The organism is Clavibacter capsici (assembly GCF_001280205.1).
Taxonomy (GTDB): domain Bacteria; phylum Actinomycetota; class Actinomycetes; order Actinomycetales; family Microbacteriaceae; genus Clavibacter; species Clavibacter capsici.
The window spans coordinates 744,359-759,972 of sequence record NZ_CP012573.1 but is presented as its reverse complement, the minus strand read 5'-3'; the positions used below and the strand labels follow the sequence as shown (position 1 = coordinate 759,972).

The window sequence follows — 15,614 nt, the reverse complement described above, 5'->3', positions numbered from 1 at the left end:
GGATCCCGCGCGGACGACGCTGTCCGGCGGGCCGTGACCGGGACGGTTCGGGTTCGCTCCGGGCACATCGGCCCTTTTCGGAACCCGGGGAGGATCGGATTGGCCGTGGTCCGTCGGGCTGTCCGGGATGCGCTCTCGGCGGGCCGTCATCTCCCCGTGCGGTCCGCGGACGGGTCGCGGCGAGGCCGCCCGGGGATACTGGACGGGTCGGTGCTCCTCCTGCCGGCGTCGACAGGAGTCCCATGGCACAGCCCGCTTCCCGCCCCGCACCCGAGCGCATCGACGGCTACATCGCGCTCCGCAGCTACGCCGCCATCGGGGACGGGCGCACGGTCGCGCTCATCGCCGAGGACGGCGACATCGACTGGCTGCCGCTGCCCGACCTGCACACGCCGCCCGCGTTCGCCGCGATCCTCGACGCGCCCCACGGCGGGCGGATCACGCTGCGGCCCGACGAGGACTTCGAGGTGACGCGCGCGTACGTGCCCGGCACCAACGTGCTCACCACCACCTTCACCACGGCGTCGGGCAGCGTGCGCGTGACGGACGCGCTCGTCACCGGGGTCGCGGGGCGGCTGCCGTGGTCGGAGCTGGGGCGGCGGATCGAGGGGCTCACGGGCGAGGTCGCCATGAGCTGGCTCGTCGCGCCGGGCACCGCGCTCGGCACGTCGTCGCCGTGGGTGCAGTCCACGAGCAACGGGCCGGTGATCCGCGTCGACGGCGTGACGCTCGCGGTCGTCGGGCTCGACCACGGCCCGGCGGAACCCGGCACGCAGTCGCTCTCGGGGGCGTTCACCGCGAAGGAGGGGTCGCGCCACGTGATCACGCTGGTGGGCACGCAGCGGGAGCCCGTGCGGATCCCGAACCCGGAGATCGTGGACGAGGGCATCGACCGCACCATCCGCAACTGGCAGCAGTGGAGCACCGAGTTCCGCTACGAGGGCGAGTGGGCCGAGGCCGTGCAGCGCAGCGCCCTGGCGCTCAAGCTGCTGGTGCACGCGCCCACCGGATCCATCGCCGCGGCCGCCACCACCTCGCTGCCGGAGCGCATGGGCGGCGGCAAGAACTGGGACTACCGCTTCGCCTGGGTGCGCGACCTCGCGTACACGGTGAACGCGCTCGTGAAGTTCGGCCTGCGCGAGGAGACGCACGCGGCGGTGTCGTGGATGCTGCGCACGATCCGCGACAACGGCCCCGACCTCCACGTCTTCTACTCGCTCGAGGGCGGCGTGCCCGAGGGCAGCTCGAACCCCGAGGTGCCCGGCTGGCGCGGCGTCGGCCCCGTGGTCGACGGCAACGACGCCCAGGCGCAGCTGCAGCTCGGCGTCTTCGGCGACCTCTTCGACGTCGTGCGCACCTACGTCCGCGACGGCAACGTGCTCGACGCCGACACCGGCCGGCTGCTCGCGACCTTCGCCGACCGCACGTGCGACATGTGGCAGAAGCGCGACGCCGGCATGTGGGAGCTCGAGGACGAGCAGCACTACACGACCTCCAAGCTCGGCTGCTGGCAGGCGCTCGACTGCGCGGTGGAGCTCGCGGAGGTCGGGCAGATCCCCGGGGTGCCGGACCGCTGGCGGGCCGAGCGCGACCGGATCCGCACCTGGGTCGAGGAGGAGTGCTGGGACGAGGGCCGCGGCGCCTACGTGATGCACCCGGGCAGCCAGCGCCTCGACGCGAGCATCCTGCTGCACGCCGTCTCCGGCTTCGACCGCGGCGAGCGCATGTCCCGGACGCTGGACGCCCTCCGCTCCGAGCTCGGCCGCGGCCCGCTCCTCTACCGGTACTCGGGCATGCCCGAGGAGGAGGGGACGTTCACGGCGTGCGCGTTCTGGCTCGCCGGCGCGTACGCGTGCGTCGGGCGGATGGACGAGGCGCGCGAGCTCATGGACCAGCTCGTCGACCTCGGCAACGACGTCGGGATCTACTCCGAGATGATCGACGCCGACGACCACTCGTTCCTCGGGAACCTGCCGCAGGGGCTCAGCCACCTCGCGCTCGTGAGCGCGGCGCTGACCGTCGACGAGCTGTCGGGCGGGAAGCGGCGCTCGACGCGGACGCCGCGCGCGAAGCGCTAGCCGCTCCGGCGGGCGCGCGTCAGGCGCGCGGTCGTAGCGGACCCGCGAACTCCGTGCGGACGCCGCGGGAGAACAGCACGGAGTCGGGCGCGCGGTCGACGACGCCGGGGAGGCCGGCGGCCGCGACCAGCTCGTCGTCGATGTCCACCAGCTCGGCGCGCTCCAGGGTCCACGCGTCGTGCGTGTTCGGCCAGTAGCGCGTGACGCCGCCGCGGGCCACGTGCATGCCCCAGCGCGCGGTGAGGAAGTCGGCGAGCGGATCCCCCGCCACCTCCTCGCCGAGCGGGCGGACGGAGAGGCGGGAGGTCGGACGCGCGCCCGTGTGCCGGCGCGACGTGTAGGTGACGACGCCGTCGTGCTCCTCGTGCGTCATCGACGCCCACATGTAGGGCAGGCCGAGGCCGACGCGCGCGCCGATCACGGGCAGGAGCTTGGCGGCCTCGAGCGAGCGGAAGACGACGCCGCGGCGGCCGTCGTCGCCGACGCTGTAGAGGCGCACGTTGAGCTCGGCGAAGGTGCCGGCCCACGGCACGGGCGGCAGCGGCGGGAAGGCGCTGCGCGACAGGACGAACGGGATGAGGCCGACCCAGCTGGATCCGTCGTGCACGTCGGGGCGCGTGCCCGGCGGGAGGAGCGGGGCGACGAGCGCCGGATCCACGCGCCAGTGCACGAAGGCGAGGTCGCTCCACACCTGGCGGATGACCGCGCGGCCGGGGAGGTCGGGGGCGGCGGCGGAGATCGGGTCCGGATCGGCGGGGCGGGTCATCGGGCGCGCTTCCGCGGGGCGGGGGCCGTCGGCTCGGGCGCGGGGTCGGCGGCGGGGCCGGGCGGCCGGCCGCGCGGATCACGTCGATGAGGCCGCGGCGCATCGCCTCGGAGCGGGCGATCTCGGGGACCACGTCCTGCTCGAGGGCCTGCGCGCGCTCCCACGCGGCGGCGCCGGCCGCGGTGCGGGCGACGACGTGCCGGCGGCGGTCCGCGGGATCCGGTGCGCGCGACACGAGCCCCTCCCGCTCCAGCCGCTCGAGCGTGCGCGACATGGTCTGCGTCTCGACGTGCGCGGAGCGGGCGAGCTGGATCTGGCTGAGCGGCCCGTCCCGCAGCAGGTGCAGCGCGATGAGGCCCGCGTGCGTGACCCCGAGGGTCGTCAGCGCCTCCGCCCACGCGTGCTCGACCGCGCGCGCGGCCGTCGAGAGCAGCCGCCCGGTGGGCCAGCTGGCGAGCTCGTCCTGCACGGCCTCTCCGGCCATGGCACCTCCTGCTACAGTCATCGTCAGCAGGCTTACTATCCGCCTGCTGACAATCCCATCGTAGAGGAGCAGGCCGCATGGGCACCGTGAAGGACATCGTCCGCCAGATCGTCGTCATCTCGAGCATGGCGTTCGCGATCGTGGGCTCCGCGTTCGGCTCGGGCGCGTTCAGCGACCGGAGCATCCAGAACGCGTCGAGCGGCGCCCTCAGCGCGAGCTACACGCCCGTCGCGCCGGCCGGCCCGGCGTTCTCCATCTGGAGCGTCATCTACCTCGGCCTCGTCGCGTACACCGTCTGGCAGGCGCTCCCCGCCCAGCGCGCCGACGAGCGCCAGCGCCGCGTCGGCTACCCCGTGGCCGTGACCCTCGTGCTCAACGCCGCGTGGATCCTCACGGCGCAGGCCGGGCTCCTCGTCCTGAGCGGCGTCGTCATCGCGGCGCTGCTCGCGACGCTCGTGTGGACCTTCCTGGCGCTGCTCGCCACGCGCCCGCGTAACGGCGTCGAGGCGGTCGTGCTCGACGGGACCATGGGCCTCTACCTGGGCTGGGTCAGCGTGGCGACCGTCGCGAACGTGGCCGCGATCCTCACCGCGTCGGGCCTGCGTCCCGGCACGACGGGACGCGACGCCTGGGCCGTCGTGATCCTGCTGCTCGTGGGCGCGATCGGCGCGCTCCTCGCCGTGCGCGACGGCGGGCGCCTCGCGCCGGCCGCGGCCATCGCGTGGGGACTCGCGTGGGTCGCCGTCGGGCGGCTCACCGGCGAGCTGCTGTCGACGCCGGCCGCCGTCGCGGCGATCGTGGCGGCCGCCGTGGTCGTGATCGTGACCCTCGTGGCGCGCGCCCGCGCCGGGTGGACCGGGCGGATCGCCCCGCGCGAGGCCGTCGCGCGCTGATCCGCCGCCGCCCGCGCCGGCGGGGAGCGGAGGTCAGCGCTCGGCGCCGGCCGCCCGGTAGGCCGCGTCGGCCGCGTGCTTCGCCGCCACCAGGCGCGAGATGCGGCGGTCGGTGTCCGCGTCCGGCCGCGTGAGCTCGGGGTGCGCCGCCCGCCACGCGACGATGCCGCGGACGGCGAGGTGGAACGGGATCCGCGGCTGGAACGCGGGCACGAGCCGCCGGATCCGGGTCGTGTCGAAGACCGCGCTGTGCGACAGGTCGCCGACGACGAGCTCCGACCAGCCCCAGTCCGGCTCGACGACGGGGAACTGCTCGGCGGGCACGTGCACGAGCCGGGCCTCGACGCCCAGGGCGTCGGCGACGAGGTGGTGGATCCGGTCCCACGTCATGACGTCGTCGCTCGTGATGTGCAGGGCCTCGCCCGTCGCGCGCTCGTCGCCGAGGATCCCGACGAGGCCGACCGCGAGGTCGTCGGCGTGCGTGAGCGTCCAGAGGGACGTGCCGTCGCCCGGGACCACGACCTCCTCGCCGCGCGCGATGCGGTCGACGACCGTCCAGTCGCCCGCGAGCGGCGGGCTCACCTCGTCGTAGGTGTGCGACGGGCGGACGATGACCACCGGGAAGCCGCTCTCCGCGTGGTGGCGGAGGAACGCGTCCTCCATGGCGATCTTGTCGCGCGCGTAGGCGAGGAACGGGTTGGCCCGGAGCGTCGACTCGGTGATGGGCGACTGGAGCGCGGGCTTGCGGTAGATCGAGGCCGAGCTGATGGCGACGAACTGGCGGGTGCGGCCCGCGAAGACCTCGACGCGGCGGTCGGCGCCCGCGGCGTCGAAGGTCAGGAAGTCGACGACCGCGTCGAAGGACCGGTCGCCGAGCGCGGCGCGGAGGGCGTCGGGATCCGTGACGTCGGCGACGAGCGGGGTGACGCCGTCGGGGAGGCCGCGGCCCTTCCCGTCGGCGCCGCGCGTGACGACGGTGACGTCCATCCCGGCGGCGACCGAGGCACGGACGCACGCGGCGCTGATGGTGCCCGTCCCGCCGAGGTAGAGCACGGACAGGGTGGCGGCGCCTGGGGTCATCGGGGTCCTCGTCATCGAAGCGGGGGCGCAGGTCGGATCCGCGCCCTGCGTGCACGCTACGCCCGCGTCGCGCCCTCCCCACCCGCGCCGACGGGGGAAAGGTTGCGGACATCCGGGGCGCGGTGGACGCCCGTCGCGCCGCCCGCGTAGGTTCCGGACGACCGCACCGACGCATCCGTCCGCGGCCCGTCCCCATCCGCGCCGCCTCGCGGCGCCGGGCCGCCGGGCGCGTGGCGCCGACCCCGAGAGGGACCCATGCCCGCCACGCCATCCGCCTCCCGCCGACCGACCGCGATCCCCGACGCCCGCCGGGCCGAGGCGGTGATCACGGTCCGCGGGGCCGACGGGCAGCCGGTCGCCGAGGCGGACGTCGTCGTCGAGCAGGCCTCGCAGGACATCGCGTTCGGCAACATCGGCTTCGACCTCATCCCGCTCGCGAACGGCGAGACGGATCCGGCGCAGGCGGGCGTGGAGACCTTCGGCGGCGCGGGCCTCGAGGGCCTCGAGCGGCTCGCGGAGCAGTGGCTCGCCCTGTTCGACACGGCCACCCTCCCCTTCTACTGGGGCCGGTTCGAGCCCGTGCGCGGGAAGCCCGACACGGAGCGGCTGCTCACGACCGCGCGCTGGCTGCGCGAGCGCGGCGTCGACGTGAAGGGGCACCCCCTCGTCTGGCACACGGTCACGGCGCCGTGGCTGCTCGACCTGCCGCTCGACGAGGTGGAGCGCGTGCAGCGGGAGCGGATCCGGCGCGACGTGGGCGGCTTCGCCGGGCTGGTCGACACCTGGGACGCCATCAACGAGGCCGTGATCATGCCGGTCTTCGACCGCGAGGACAACGGGATCACCCGGCTCGCGGCGGCGCGCGGCCGGCTCGCGATGGTGCGCATGGCCTTCGAGGAGGCGCGTGCCGCGAACCCGGCGGCGACGCTGATCCTCAACGACTTCGACCTCTCGCCCGCGTACGAGGAGCTCATCGAGGAGGTGCTGGGCGCGGGCATCGAGGTCGACGCGATCGGGCTGCAGACGCACATGCACCAGGGGTACCGCGGCGAGGAGCAGGTGCTCGGCATCGTCGACCGGTTCGCGCGGTTCGGGCTGCCGATCCACATGACCGAGACGACGCTCCTCTCGGGCGACCCGATGCCGCCCGAGATCACCGACCTCAACGACTTCCGGGTGACGAGCTGGCCGTCCACGCCCGCGGGCGAGGAGCGCCAGGCGGACGAGGTCGAGCGGCACTACCGCTCGCTCGTGGGGCACCCGGCGGTGGCGGCGATCACCTACTGGGGCCTCACCGACGACGGCATGTGGCTTGGTGCGCCGGGCGGCCTGGTGCGCGCGGACGGCACGCCGAAGCCGTCGTACGAGGCGCTCCGCCGGCTGATCCGCGAGGAGTGGCGGCTCGCGCCGACCACCCTGCGGACGGATGCGGACGGCCGCGTGCGGGTCACCGCGTTCGCGGGCGGGGTGCGGGTGGCGCACGCGGGACGGGAGGCGGTCGTCGCGGTCGCGGCGGGCGCGTCGGAGGTCGACGCGACGCTCGGCTAGGACGGGACGCGGGCGCCCTCGTCGGCGTCCGCGGCGGCGGGCTCGGGAGCGACCGTCGGCGTCGGCGCGGTGCCGCTCCCCCGTCGCGCCTTCGGGAGCACGCGCGCGAGGTCGAGCACCCCGCGCACGTCGCGGCGCACCGCCGGGACGAGCGCGACGGCGAGCGCGTACAGCGCCACGGTCGTGCCCACGCCCGCGAGGAGCTGGAGCACGGCGGATCCGGTGTCCACGGTCGCGAGGAGCACGCCCGTCGCGACGCTGACGCCGCCCACGACGCCGATGATCCGCAGGGCGCCCATGTAGAGGCGGCGCGTGGGGATCGGCGCCTTCCGGGAGAGCCACCACAGCGAGATCGGCCAGCAGATGGCGGGCGCGGCCGCGTACCCGGCGGCGATGCCGACGATGCCGAAGGAGGATCCGACGAGGATGGTCGTCACCTTCACGGCGGCGCTCAGCAGCGAGAAGCGGAAGAGGTCGCCCGTGAGGCCGCGCGAGACGTAGACCCAGTAGCCGACGAAGGCGAGGGTGTCGAAGATCCCGGCGATGGCGAGGAGGCGGAGGATCGGCGCGACGCTGTCCCACTGCGGCCCGAGGAACACCGCGGTGATCGGGACGGCCGTCGCCGCGACGAGGCCGAGGCCCGCGCCGAGCGTGTAGCCGAGGGCGAGCTGCCCGCGCGCCACGTAGTCGGCGAAGCGGCGCTGCTCGTCGGCGAGGCGGGAGAGCACCGGGATCGCGACGGTCGTGAGGGGGCTGCGGATCTGCGCGAGCGGCGTCATGAGCAGCTGGAACGCACGGTTGTAGATGCCGAGCGATCCCGCGCCGAAGCGGAGGCCCACGAGGAAGGTGTCGATGTTGTTGCTGACGTAGCCGACCATCTGGCTCGACACCATGTTCCAGCCGAAGCGCAGCAGCGGGCCCATGGGCTCGCTGCGGCTCGGGAGGCGCGGGATCCACCGCGCGGAGCCGACCGCGAGGGCCAGCAGCACGACCGTCTGCGTCAGCTGCTGGGCCACGAGCGCCCAGTAGCCCCAGCCGAGGAGCGCGCCGCCGATCGCGACGAGCAGCGCGATCGCGGGCGCGGTGACATCGGCGGTCGCGAGCGCCCGGAACCGGAGGCTGCGGGTGAGGCTCGCGCGGTACTGGGTGGCGAGCCCGTTGACGACGAAGGTGAGGCTGAGGACGTGGGCGATGGGGATCAGCTCGTCGTGGCCGAAGACCGCGGCGAGCGGCCAGGCGGCGCAGAACACGAGGGCGGCGAGCACGAGGCCGATGCCGGCGTTGATCCACCAGAGGTTGTCGCGCTGGCCGCGGCTGAGCTCGCGCGCCTGGATGGCCGCGTTGGAGAGGCCGAAGTCGCGGAAGATCTCGCCGACGCCGATGATCGCGAGGACCATCGCGAGCAGGCCGTAGTCGGTGGGCGTGAGGAGCCGCGCGAGCACGACGACGGACGCGACCTGGATGAGGATCCGGACGAGCTGCGCGCCGATCGTGACGAGGGCGCCGCGGGCGGCTCGGGCGCCGAGGCCCTGCGTGGCGGCGGGCGGCGTCTCGGGCGCCGGGGCGGACGCCGCGGAGGGGTCGCCGGGCAGGGCGGGGGGCATGGGGCTCCGTCGTCGGGTCGAGGAGGGGGTGGCGACCGGGTCGGCTGCGGGTGACAGCCGGGGCGCCGCGAGCTCGGGTGCGGGTTGCGGGTGGGATCGCGCGGGTACGCGGTCCGTGCGCCAGCGTACGGGACGGTCGGCGCGGCGATCAGCCCCAGAACGCGGGGGCCGGTGGCGCGGGTCAGCCCCGCTCGACCCCGCGGCGGATCCGGAGCGCCCGCCGGTACGCGGACGCGTGCGCCGTGCCCGCGCGATCCCAGTCGCGGCCCGCGAGGTCGGGCGACGCCGAGCGGGCCCCCGTGCGCACCGCCTCCGTGGCGCGGAGCAGCTCATCGGGGGTCAGGTCGCCGTCGAACAGGTGGATCCAGCCCGGCCCGACCTCCGCGGCGAGCGCCCGGTTCACGGCGTTGTCGGGCACGAGCACCGGCCGGTCGAGCGAGAGCGCCGCGAGGGCGCCGCCCGAGTTGTGCATGAACCGGTACGGCAGCACCACGATCTCGGAGGAGGTGACGATCTCGACGAGCTCGGCGTCGGACAGGAAGCGCAGGTCGAGCCGGATGCGGTCGTCGCCCGCGGCGAGCGCGCGGACCGTGTCGGCGAGCTCCTCGGTGGACGGGTTGCCGCCGATGCGCAGCGACAGGTCGGCGCCCGCGTCCCCCGCGCCGCGGAACGCCGCGACGAGCTGCTCGACGCCCTTGTACCGGCGGACGAGGCCGACGTAGCCGAGGCGGCCGGGCACGGCCTCCTCGCGCGGCTCGTCGCGGAACCAGTCGCGGTAGTGGCCGTGCAGGATCGTGGCGTGCGGCTGGTCGGCCGGGATCTCCGTGACCGGGTTCACGCGGAGGCGCAGCGTGGTCATCCGCTCCATGAGCGCGAGCAGCAGCGACTCGCGGCGGCTGATCCCCTGCGGTCGCTCGAGGTTGTGGACCGTGCGGACGATCGGGATCCGCCGGAGCGTCAGCCGCGCGAGGAGCGCGACCGTGAGCGCCTGGCGCACGGCCTTCTTCAGCGGGCTGTGGCCGTCGACGAGGATCTCGGGCCAGTGCACGTGGAACACGTCGTAGCGGGCGAGCAGCGCGGTCCGCCAGCTGAAGTGCAGCGGGCGGACGCCGGGCGTCGCGGCGAGCGCGCGGCCGAGCATCACGATGTACGGGTTCGTCGTGGGGCGCGGCGCCTGCGAGGACTGCAGCACGACGAGGTCGCGGCCGGGCGGACGGGAGGGGACGGTCATGGCGCTCCTGGGCGGGTCGACCGGCGGCGGGGCGTCGGGCTCGCCCACGGGCTCATCGGTCGAGGAAATAGACTATGCCACCACTCGCCCGTACCCGCGGCCGAGGCCCGCTGCACGCGCCCGACCGATGGGATGCCCATGCCCCGCCCCGCCCTGCTCGCCGTCGTGGTCGTGAACTACGGATCCGCCGACCTCGTGCGCGAGAACGTGCTGCCACTCGTCGAGCGCCTGGGCGACGCGCTGCTCGTGGTCGTCGACAACCGCACGACCGACGCCGAGCGGGAGCGCGTGCGGGAGCTCGCCGCGCATCCGTCGACGCGCGTGCACGGCGTGTACCCGGACGCGAACACGGGCTTCGGGACCGGCATGAACATCGGCGTGGCCGCGGCGCGCGACCTCGGCGCGCGGGAGTTCCTGCTGCTCAATCCGGACGCGACCATCGAGCCCGACCAGCTCGCCGTGCTGCGCGACGCCGTGGCGGCGGACCCGCTCACCCTCGTGGCCCCGCTCATCCTCCGGCCGGACGGCAGCACGTGGTTCCGCGGATCCGACCTCTACCTCGCCGACGGCCGGATCCGCTCCGCCGCCCGGCGCGCGCAGCACCCGGGCCAGGCGGTCGAGCCGTGGCTGACGGGCGCGTGCCTGCTCGTGACCGACGAGCTGTGGACGCGCGTCGGCGGCTTCTCCGACGACTACTTCCTCTACTGGGAGGACGTGGACCTGTCGCGCAAGGTCGTGGAGGCGGGCGGACGCCTGCGGGTCGTGGAGGACGCCGTGGCCGTGCACGCCGAGGGCGGCACGCAGAGCGCCGGGCACGCGAGCGCGGGCCAGGCGAAGTCGGGCACGTACTACTACCACAACGTCCGGAACCGGCTCCTCTACGGGGCCCGCCACCTCGACGCCCGGGCGCTCCGCCGCTGGCGGCTGCTCACGCCCGTGATCGCGTACGAGGTGCTGCTGCAGGGCGGGCGGCGGCAGTTCGCGCACCCGGTGGCGCCGGTGTCGGCGGCCGTGCGCGGGATCGTCGACGGGTACCGGCTCTCCGGCGGCTGGCGTGCGGTGCCGTCGCCGGCGCCGACCGCCGCTCCCGCCGGATCCGGCCCCGCCGCGCCCGCCTCCTCGCTCGTGGTCGCGGTCCTCACCTACCGCCGGCCCGACGACATCCGCGCCGTGCTGCCCCTCGTCGCCGCGCAGGCCGCGGAGCTGCGCGAGGCCGCGGAGGCCGACCCGACGCTCCCCCGCTCGGTGCGGATCGTCGTGGTCGACAACGACCCCGCGGGCGGCGCCGGCGCGGCCGTGGAGGACGCGGCCGCCGACTCCGCCGCGCCGATCGCCTACGTGCACGAGCCGACGCCCGGCATCTCGGCGGCCCGGAACCGCGCGCTCGACGAGGCCCGGGGCGACGACCTGCTGGTGTTCCTCGACGACGACGAGCGGCCGGATCCGGGCTGGCTCGCCGCCCTCGTCCGCGCCCGCCAGGCCACGGGCAGCGCCGGCGTGGCCGGTCCCGTGCGGAGCGAGCACGAGGTCGAGCCCGACGCGTGGGTGCGCGCCGGCGGGTTCTTCGTCCGGCGCCGACCGGCCACCGGCACGCGCCTCGAGGTCGCCGCGACCAACAACCTCCTGCTCGACCTCCGCGCCGTGCGCGCGGCCGGGCTGCGCTTCGACGTGGACCTCGGCACGCAGGGCGGCGAGGACACGCTGTTCACCCGGCAGCTCGTCGCGTCCGGCGGCCTCCTCACCTGGTGCGCCGAGGCGGGCGTCGTGGACGTCGTGCCGCGCGAGCGCACCACCCGCCGCTGGGTGGTCCTCCGCGCGTTCAGCAGCGGCAACTCGTGGAGCCTGACCTCGGTCGCGCTCGCGTCGGGATCGCCCGTCGCCCGCACGCGGACCCGCGCCGACGCCGCCGCCCGCGGCCTCGTGCGCGCGCTCGGCGGCACCGCGCGGATCGCCGTGGGCGCCGCCACGGGCAGCCTCGCCCACCGCGCCAAGGGCACCCGCACGCTCGCGCGCGGCGCCGGCATGGTGGCGGGCGCGTTCGGCTGGTCGTACCAGGAGTACGCGCGGCGCGACTGAGCGGATCCACGCGGCTCGTCCGGCGGCGTCCTCCCCTGGACGGGGGACTCGTCGGCGCGCGCCCGCGGACGTACTATGCGAGGGCAGAAGACCCGGAACCCTGCGCCGGTCGACCACCCATCGCCCGCCCGCCCCGCGCCGCCGACCCGCCCTGGTCGTCGGGCCCGTCTTCCGCCGTACCCGACGAGCGAAGAAGGCCATGCCCGCACCCGAGAGCACCCCGTCCGACCTGCGTCCGCGCCGCGAGCGCCGACGCCGCAGCCGCCGCACCACCGTCGCCGTGATCGGCGCCGCCTCCATCCTCGCGGTCGCCGCCGTGGTCGGCACGGCCGTCGTGAACGGATCCGGATCCGACTCCCCCGCGGCCGCCGCGGACACGACGGAGTGGTCCGACGTCGCCCCCACCGCGGGCGCCACCGAGGCCCCGGCCCCGCTGCCCGAGGGCGACACCCGGGCGCTCGGCCAGGAGGTCGCGACCACGGTCGGCCTCGACGAGACCGCGACCTTCCCGGGCTCGATCCAGGCCCGCATCGTGCAGGTCACCCCGACCACCACGGACGGCGGCCGCGTGGGCGAGCTGAGCGGCGACGCGGTCGACGTGCGGCTCGAGCTCGTGAACGTCACGGGCGAGGCCGTCCCGGTCGACGCCGTGGCCGTCACCGTCTTCTACGGCGCCGACCGCACGCCCGCCACGCCCGCCGACTCCGACACGGTGATCCGCGGCTCGATCGAGCCCGGCGCCTCCGCGACCGGCGACTACGTGTTCAGCGTGCCGGCCGCGTCCGCCGACGCGATCAGCGTGGTCGTGGCGCGCGACGCCTCATCGCCGGTCGTCGTCTTCCAGTAGCGGCGAGCGCACCGCCGCGCGATCCGCGGCGCAGCACCACCCGCAGCGCAGCACCACCCGCACCGACACGAGGGGCGCGGCCGGATCCCGGCCGCGCCCCTCGTCGTCCCGCCCGTCAGCGGGCGGCCGGCTCCCGCCGCGCCTTGCGGGCCGCGCGCCCCGCCCGCTCCGTCTCCGCGCGGTAGTACGCGCGCTTGTCCTTCGTGGGCCGCACCTTGTTGAGGACGACGCCCAGCACCGATCCGCCCGACTTCTCGACCGCGTCGAGCGCCTCGGAGAGCTGGGCGCGGTGCACGCGCGTCTGGTCGGCGACGACGATCGCGCCGTCCGTCATGCGCGCCACGAAGGCCGCGTCCGCCACCGCGATGAGCGGGGCGGTGTCGATCACGATGACGTCGTAGGTCGCCCGCGCCCGGACGAGGAGCTCCTCCATGCGCGCGGACGCGAGCAGCTCGCTCGGGTTCGGCGGGATCTCGCCGGAGGTCAGCACCTCGAGGGTGCCGTCGCCCCACGGCTGCACGACCTCCTCGAGCAGGGCCTGTCCGACGAGCACGGTGGTGAGGCCCGCGTCGCCGACGAGGCCGAGGTACTGCGCGACGACGGGACGACGGAGGTCGGCGTCGACGAGCAGCACGCGCCGCCCGCCCTCGCTGAGCGACAGCGCGAGGTTCGTCGCGACGGTGGACTTGCCCTCGCCGGGGATCGAGGAGGTCACGACGATGCTCGACGACCGGTCGCCGAGGAGCACGAAGCGCAGGTTGGCCTTCAGCTGGCGGAAGCCCTCGGCCGCGGTCGACAGCGGGCGGACCGCCATCGCGAGCCCGGTGACCCCGCGCTCGCGCTCGAGGGCGCCGAGCAGCGGCGCCGGGGTGAGGTGCGCGACGGCCTCGGCCGAGCGGACCCGCGTGTCGAGCAGGCGCACGAGCGCGAGCCCGAGGAGCCCCGCGAGGAAGCCCAGGAGCAGGCCCGCGAGCGTGTTCGTGCGGGCGTTCGGGGCCGACTGGCTCTGGGGCTCGGGGGCCTCCTGGATCACGCGCACCGACACCGTGGGCGACCCCTCCGCGCCCTTCGGCGCGTACGACTCCGCGGTGTCGCGCAGGCTCGCGGCGACGGCGTTCGCGATGTCGGCGGCCTCGGCCGGCGACGGCTCGGTCACGCTGATCTCCATGATCACGGTGTTCTGCGGCGTCGTGACGGTGACCGCGCGCGCGAGCTCCTGCGGCGTCACGTCGAGGCCGAGGCGCGTGATCACGGGCTCGAGCACCGCGGGCGACTCCGCCAGCTCGCCGAAGGACAGCATCTGGCTCTGCGTGTAGGTGGCGCCCTGGTTGAGGTCGCTCGCGCTGGATCCGCTGCTCAGCGAGAAGTAGAGCCGCGACTGCGCGGTGTACACGGGCGTCGCGAGCTGGGACAGGCCGTACGCGACCCCGCCCCCGACGAGCGTCGCGGCGACGACGACGTACCAGAGGCGGCGGAGCAGGGCGGTGGACTCGTGGAGCGTCATCGTGAGGGGGTTCTCTCGGGTAGAGGCGGGAGGGCGGTGGTGCGCGCGGGGTCGGGACGGGCGGCGGGGTCGGCCGAGGACGGGACGGGATCGGGCGGCGGCGCGGGGGCCGTGTCGCGGCGGAGGACCTGGCTGGTCGCCGCGACGCCGGCGAGGAACCACACGAGCGTCGCGTACTGGGTGATGAGCGCGACCGTGGCGAGCGCGGGGATCTGCGCGACGAGCGCGATGGTCGCCGCGGTGGCGCGTCCCCGGAGCACGAGCCCCACCCCGACCGCGAGGGCCACGAGGGCGGCGCCGGCGACCAGGAGGCCGGAGGTCAGGCCCGTGAGGATGAGCTGGCTGTCGATCGAGCGGAAGTCGCCGTAGAACACGCGCCCGTCGGTGAGGCGCTGGGCGGAGGCGGCCGGCCCGATGATCCGCATGCCCGGGATGAGCGTGTAGAGGTCGCCGCGGTAGTCGGAGCTGTTCGTGGCCTCCGTGCCGGCGTCCTCGAAGACGGTCTGCACGAAGGGCGCGACGGCCGCGACCACGGCGATCACGGCGAGGGAGACGGCTACGCGCACGCGGAGCGAGATCGCGTCGCGCAGGAAGACGATCGACAGCACGAGGCCGAGGAGCGCGGTGAGCATGCCGACGCGGCTGAACGTGACCACCGTGCCGAGGAGGAGCACCGTGGTCATCGCGAGCCGCACGGGGAGGGGGAAGCGGGCGGCGAGGGTCAGCGGGATCGCGATGGCGAGGCTGCAGCCGAGCGCGATGGAGTGGCCGAACGCGCCCTCGGCCCGGACGACGCCGCCGCGGATCTGCAGCGTCGCCCACGTCTCCCGGAGGCTGGCGCTGCCCGGGATCAGCACGAACGGGTTCCAGGTGAGCGCGAACTCGACGACCGCGAGCACCGCGACGACCGTGAACGCGACGGCGACGGCCGCGTGCAGGTGCGCCATCCCGACCCGGTGGACCACGATCCGGCCGAGGAGGTAGCCGCTGAGGCCGTAGGTGAGGAACGTGACGAGGGCCGGCACCGCGACGCCCGTGCCCCCGCCCACCAGCACCCCGGCGACGCCCGCGGCCGCCGTCAGGACGACGACGAGGTCGAGCGGCGAGACGCGGAAGCCCGGCACGGGCAGGGCCGCGAGGATCACCACGAGCGCCATGAGCGTCGCGGGCGGCAGGTAGGTGCCGGCCACGGAGACGCCGGCCCAGATGGGTGCGAGGCACAGGGCGGCGAGCCAGAGGGCCACGGCGAGCCGCGGCGCCCGGCGCAGCAGGAGGAGGAGCAGGATCCCGCCCAGGAGCGCGACGCCCGCGAGGAGGAGGCGCTCGACGCCGTCGCCCGCGAGGAGCGCGCTCACGAGCGGCACCGGACGAGGGCGGAGGCGGGACGGACGTGCGCGTGCGGCATCGCGTGTCCCCCCTCGTGTGCATCCCGGGCGCGTCGCCCTCGTCGATTATCCCCGGCGCCGGAGGCGGCAGGTCCCGTCCGGGTCCCCCCGTCCGGGT

The 15,614-nt window shown here is 75.4% G+C and carries 11 protein-coding genes and 1 pseudogene; 5 read left to right on the top strand and 7 right to left on the bottom strand.

Going from position 1 to position 15,614, the window contains the following annotated elements; genetic code table 11:
- The first annotated feature begins 242 nt into the window (after positions 1-242).
- Positions 243-2,078: a glycoside hydrolase family 15 protein gene (locus tag AES38_RS03720; RefSeq protein WP_053773843.1), complete on the top strand. Its 1,836-nt coding sequence runs from the start codon at positions 243-245 to the stop codon at positions 2,076-2,078.
- Positions 2,079-2,097: 19 nt separating this feature from the next.
- Here the strand turns inward: AES38_RS03720 and AES38_RS03715 are convergent, their stop codons facing one another.
- Together AES38_RS03715 and AES38_RS15405 are read right to left on the bottom strand one after the other, a co-directional pair.
- Positions 2,098-2,844: a YqjF family protein gene (locus AES38_RS03715; RefSeq protein WP_053773842.1), complete on the bottom strand. Its 747-nt coding sequence runs from the start codon at positions 2,842-2,844 to the stop codon at positions 2,098-2,100.
- Between the two features lie 232 nt (positions 2,845-3,076).
- Positions 3,077-3,328: pseudogene (locus AES38_RS15405) on the bottom strand (MarR family winged helix-turn-helix transcriptional regulator); the annotation flags it as partial.
- A gap of 77 nt (positions 3,329-3,405) precedes the next feature.
- Here AES38_RS15405 and AES38_RS03705 point away from each other — a divergent pair.
- A complete protein-coding gene (locus AES38_RS03705) occupies positions 3,406-4,221 on the top strand; it encodes a TspO/MBR family protein (RefSeq protein WP_053773840.1) in 816 nt (271 codons plus the stop codon).
- Positions 4,222-4,254: 33 nt separating this feature from the next.
- Here the strand turns inward: AES38_RS03705 and AES38_RS03700 are convergent, their stop codons facing one another.
- Positions 4,255-5,301 carry an NAD-dependent epimerase/dehydratase family protein gene (locus AES38_RS03700; protein WP_053773839.1) on the bottom strand — a complete coding sequence of 349 codons (1,047 nt, stop codon included), beginning with the start codon at positions 5,299-5,301 and terminating at the stop codon, positions 4,255-4,257.
- Positions 5,302-5,556: 255 nt separating this feature from the next.
- On the opposite strand from AES38_RS03700, the gene AES38_RS03695 reads away from it, so the two are divergent.
- Entirely contained in the window at positions 5,557-6,849 is a 1,293-nt protein-coding gene (locus AES38_RS03695) for an endo-1,4-beta-xylanase (protein WP_053773838.1), read from the top strand.
- On the opposite strand, the gene AES38_RS03690 is transcribed toward AES38_RS03695, so the two are convergent.
- Together AES38_RS03690 and AES38_RS03685 are read right to left on the bottom strand one after the other, a co-directional pair.
- Positions 6,846-8,453, bottom strand: a complete 1,608-nt coding sequence (locus tag AES38_RS03690; RefSeq protein ID WP_081001830.1) for a lipopolysaccharide biosynthesis protein — start codon at positions 8,451-8,453, stop codon at positions 6,846-6,848. The two genes, AES38_RS03695 and AES38_RS03690, sit on opposite strands and share 4 nt — an antisense overlap.
- A gap of 181 nt (positions 8,454-8,634) precedes the next feature.
- Positions 8,635-9,684, bottom strand: coding sequence for a glycosyltransferase family protein (locus AES38_RS03685; protein WP_053773837.1), 1,050 nt, complete (start codon positions 9,682-9,684; stop codon positions 8,635-8,637).
- 138 nt (positions 9,685-9,822) lie between these two features.
- Between AES38_RS03685 and AES38_RS03680 the strand changes: the two genes are divergently transcribed.
- Both AES38_RS03680 and AES38_RS03675 read left to right on the top strand, forming a co-directional pair.
- Positions 9,823-11,760, top strand: coding sequence for a glycosyltransferase family 2 protein (locus AES38_RS03680; RefSeq protein ID WP_053775651.1), 1,938 nt, complete (start codon positions 9,823-9,825; stop codon positions 11,758-11,760).
- Positions 11,761-11,959: 199 nt separating this feature from the next.
- A complete protein-coding gene (locus tag AES38_RS03675) occupies positions 11,960-12,607 on the top strand; it encodes a hypothetical protein (RefSeq protein WP_053773836.1) in 648 nt (215 codons plus the stop codon).
- A gap of 115 nt (positions 12,608-12,722) precedes the next feature.
- Here the strand turns inward: AES38_RS03675 and AES38_RS03670 are convergent, their stop codons facing one another.
- Positions 12,723-14,111: a tyrosine-protein kinase domain-containing protein gene (locus tag AES38_RS03670; RefSeq protein WP_053773835.1), complete on the bottom strand. Its 1,389-nt coding sequence runs from the start codon at positions 14,109-14,111 to the stop codon at positions 12,723-12,725.
- Positions 14,108-15,466: a hypothetical protein gene (locus AES38_RS03665; RefSeq protein ID WP_053775650.1), complete on the bottom strand. Its 1,359-nt coding sequence runs from the start codon at positions 15,464-15,466 to the stop codon at positions 14,108-14,110. Before AES38_RS03665 ends, AES38_RS03670 begins: the two co-directional genes overlap by 4 nt.
- Positions 15,467-15,614 lie beyond the last annotated feature (148 nt).

Bases quoted from the DNA above. Each gene is read 5' to 3' on its own strand.
- AES38_RS03705 (WP_053773840.1), top strand. From the start codon at position 3,406: ATGGGCACCGTGAAGGACATCGTCCGCCAGATCGTCGTCATCTCGAGC.
- AES38_RS03685 (WP_053773837.1), bottom strand. From the start codon at position 9,684: ATGACCGTCCCCTCCCGTCCGCCCGGCCGCGACCTCGTCGTGCTGCAG.
- AES38_RS03675 (WP_053773836.1), top strand. From the start codon at position 11,960: ATGCCCGCACCCGAGAGCACCCCGTCCGACCTGCGTCCGCGCCGCGAG.
- AES38_RS03695 (WP_053773838.1), top strand. From the start codon at position 5,557: ATGCCCGCCACGCCATCCGCCTCCCGCCGACCGACCGCGATCCCCGAC.
- AES38_RS03670 (WP_053773835.1), bottom strand. From the start codon at position 14,111: ATGACGCTCCACGAGTCCACCGCCCTGCTCCGCCGCCTCTGGTACGTC.
- AES38_RS03715 (WP_053773842.1), bottom strand. From the start codon at position 2,844: ATGACCCGCCCCGCCGATCCGGACCCGATCTCCGCCGCCGCCCCCGAC.
- AES38_RS03720 (WP_053773843.1), top strand. From the start codon at position 243: ATGGCACAGCCCGCTTCCCGCCCCGCACCCGAGCGCATCGACGGCTAC.
- AES38_RS03690 (WP_081001830.1), bottom strand. From the start codon at position 8,453: ATGCCCCCCGCCCTGCCCGGCGACCCCTCCGCGGCGTCCGCCCCGGCG.
- AES38_RS03700 (WP_053773839.1), bottom strand. From the start codon at position 5,301: ATGACCCCAGGCGCCGCCACCCTGTCCGTGCTCTACCTCGGCGGGACG.
- AES38_RS03680 (WP_053775651.1), top strand. From the start codon at position 9,823: ATGCCCCGCCCCGCCCTGCTCGCCGTCGTGGTCGTGAACTACGGATCC.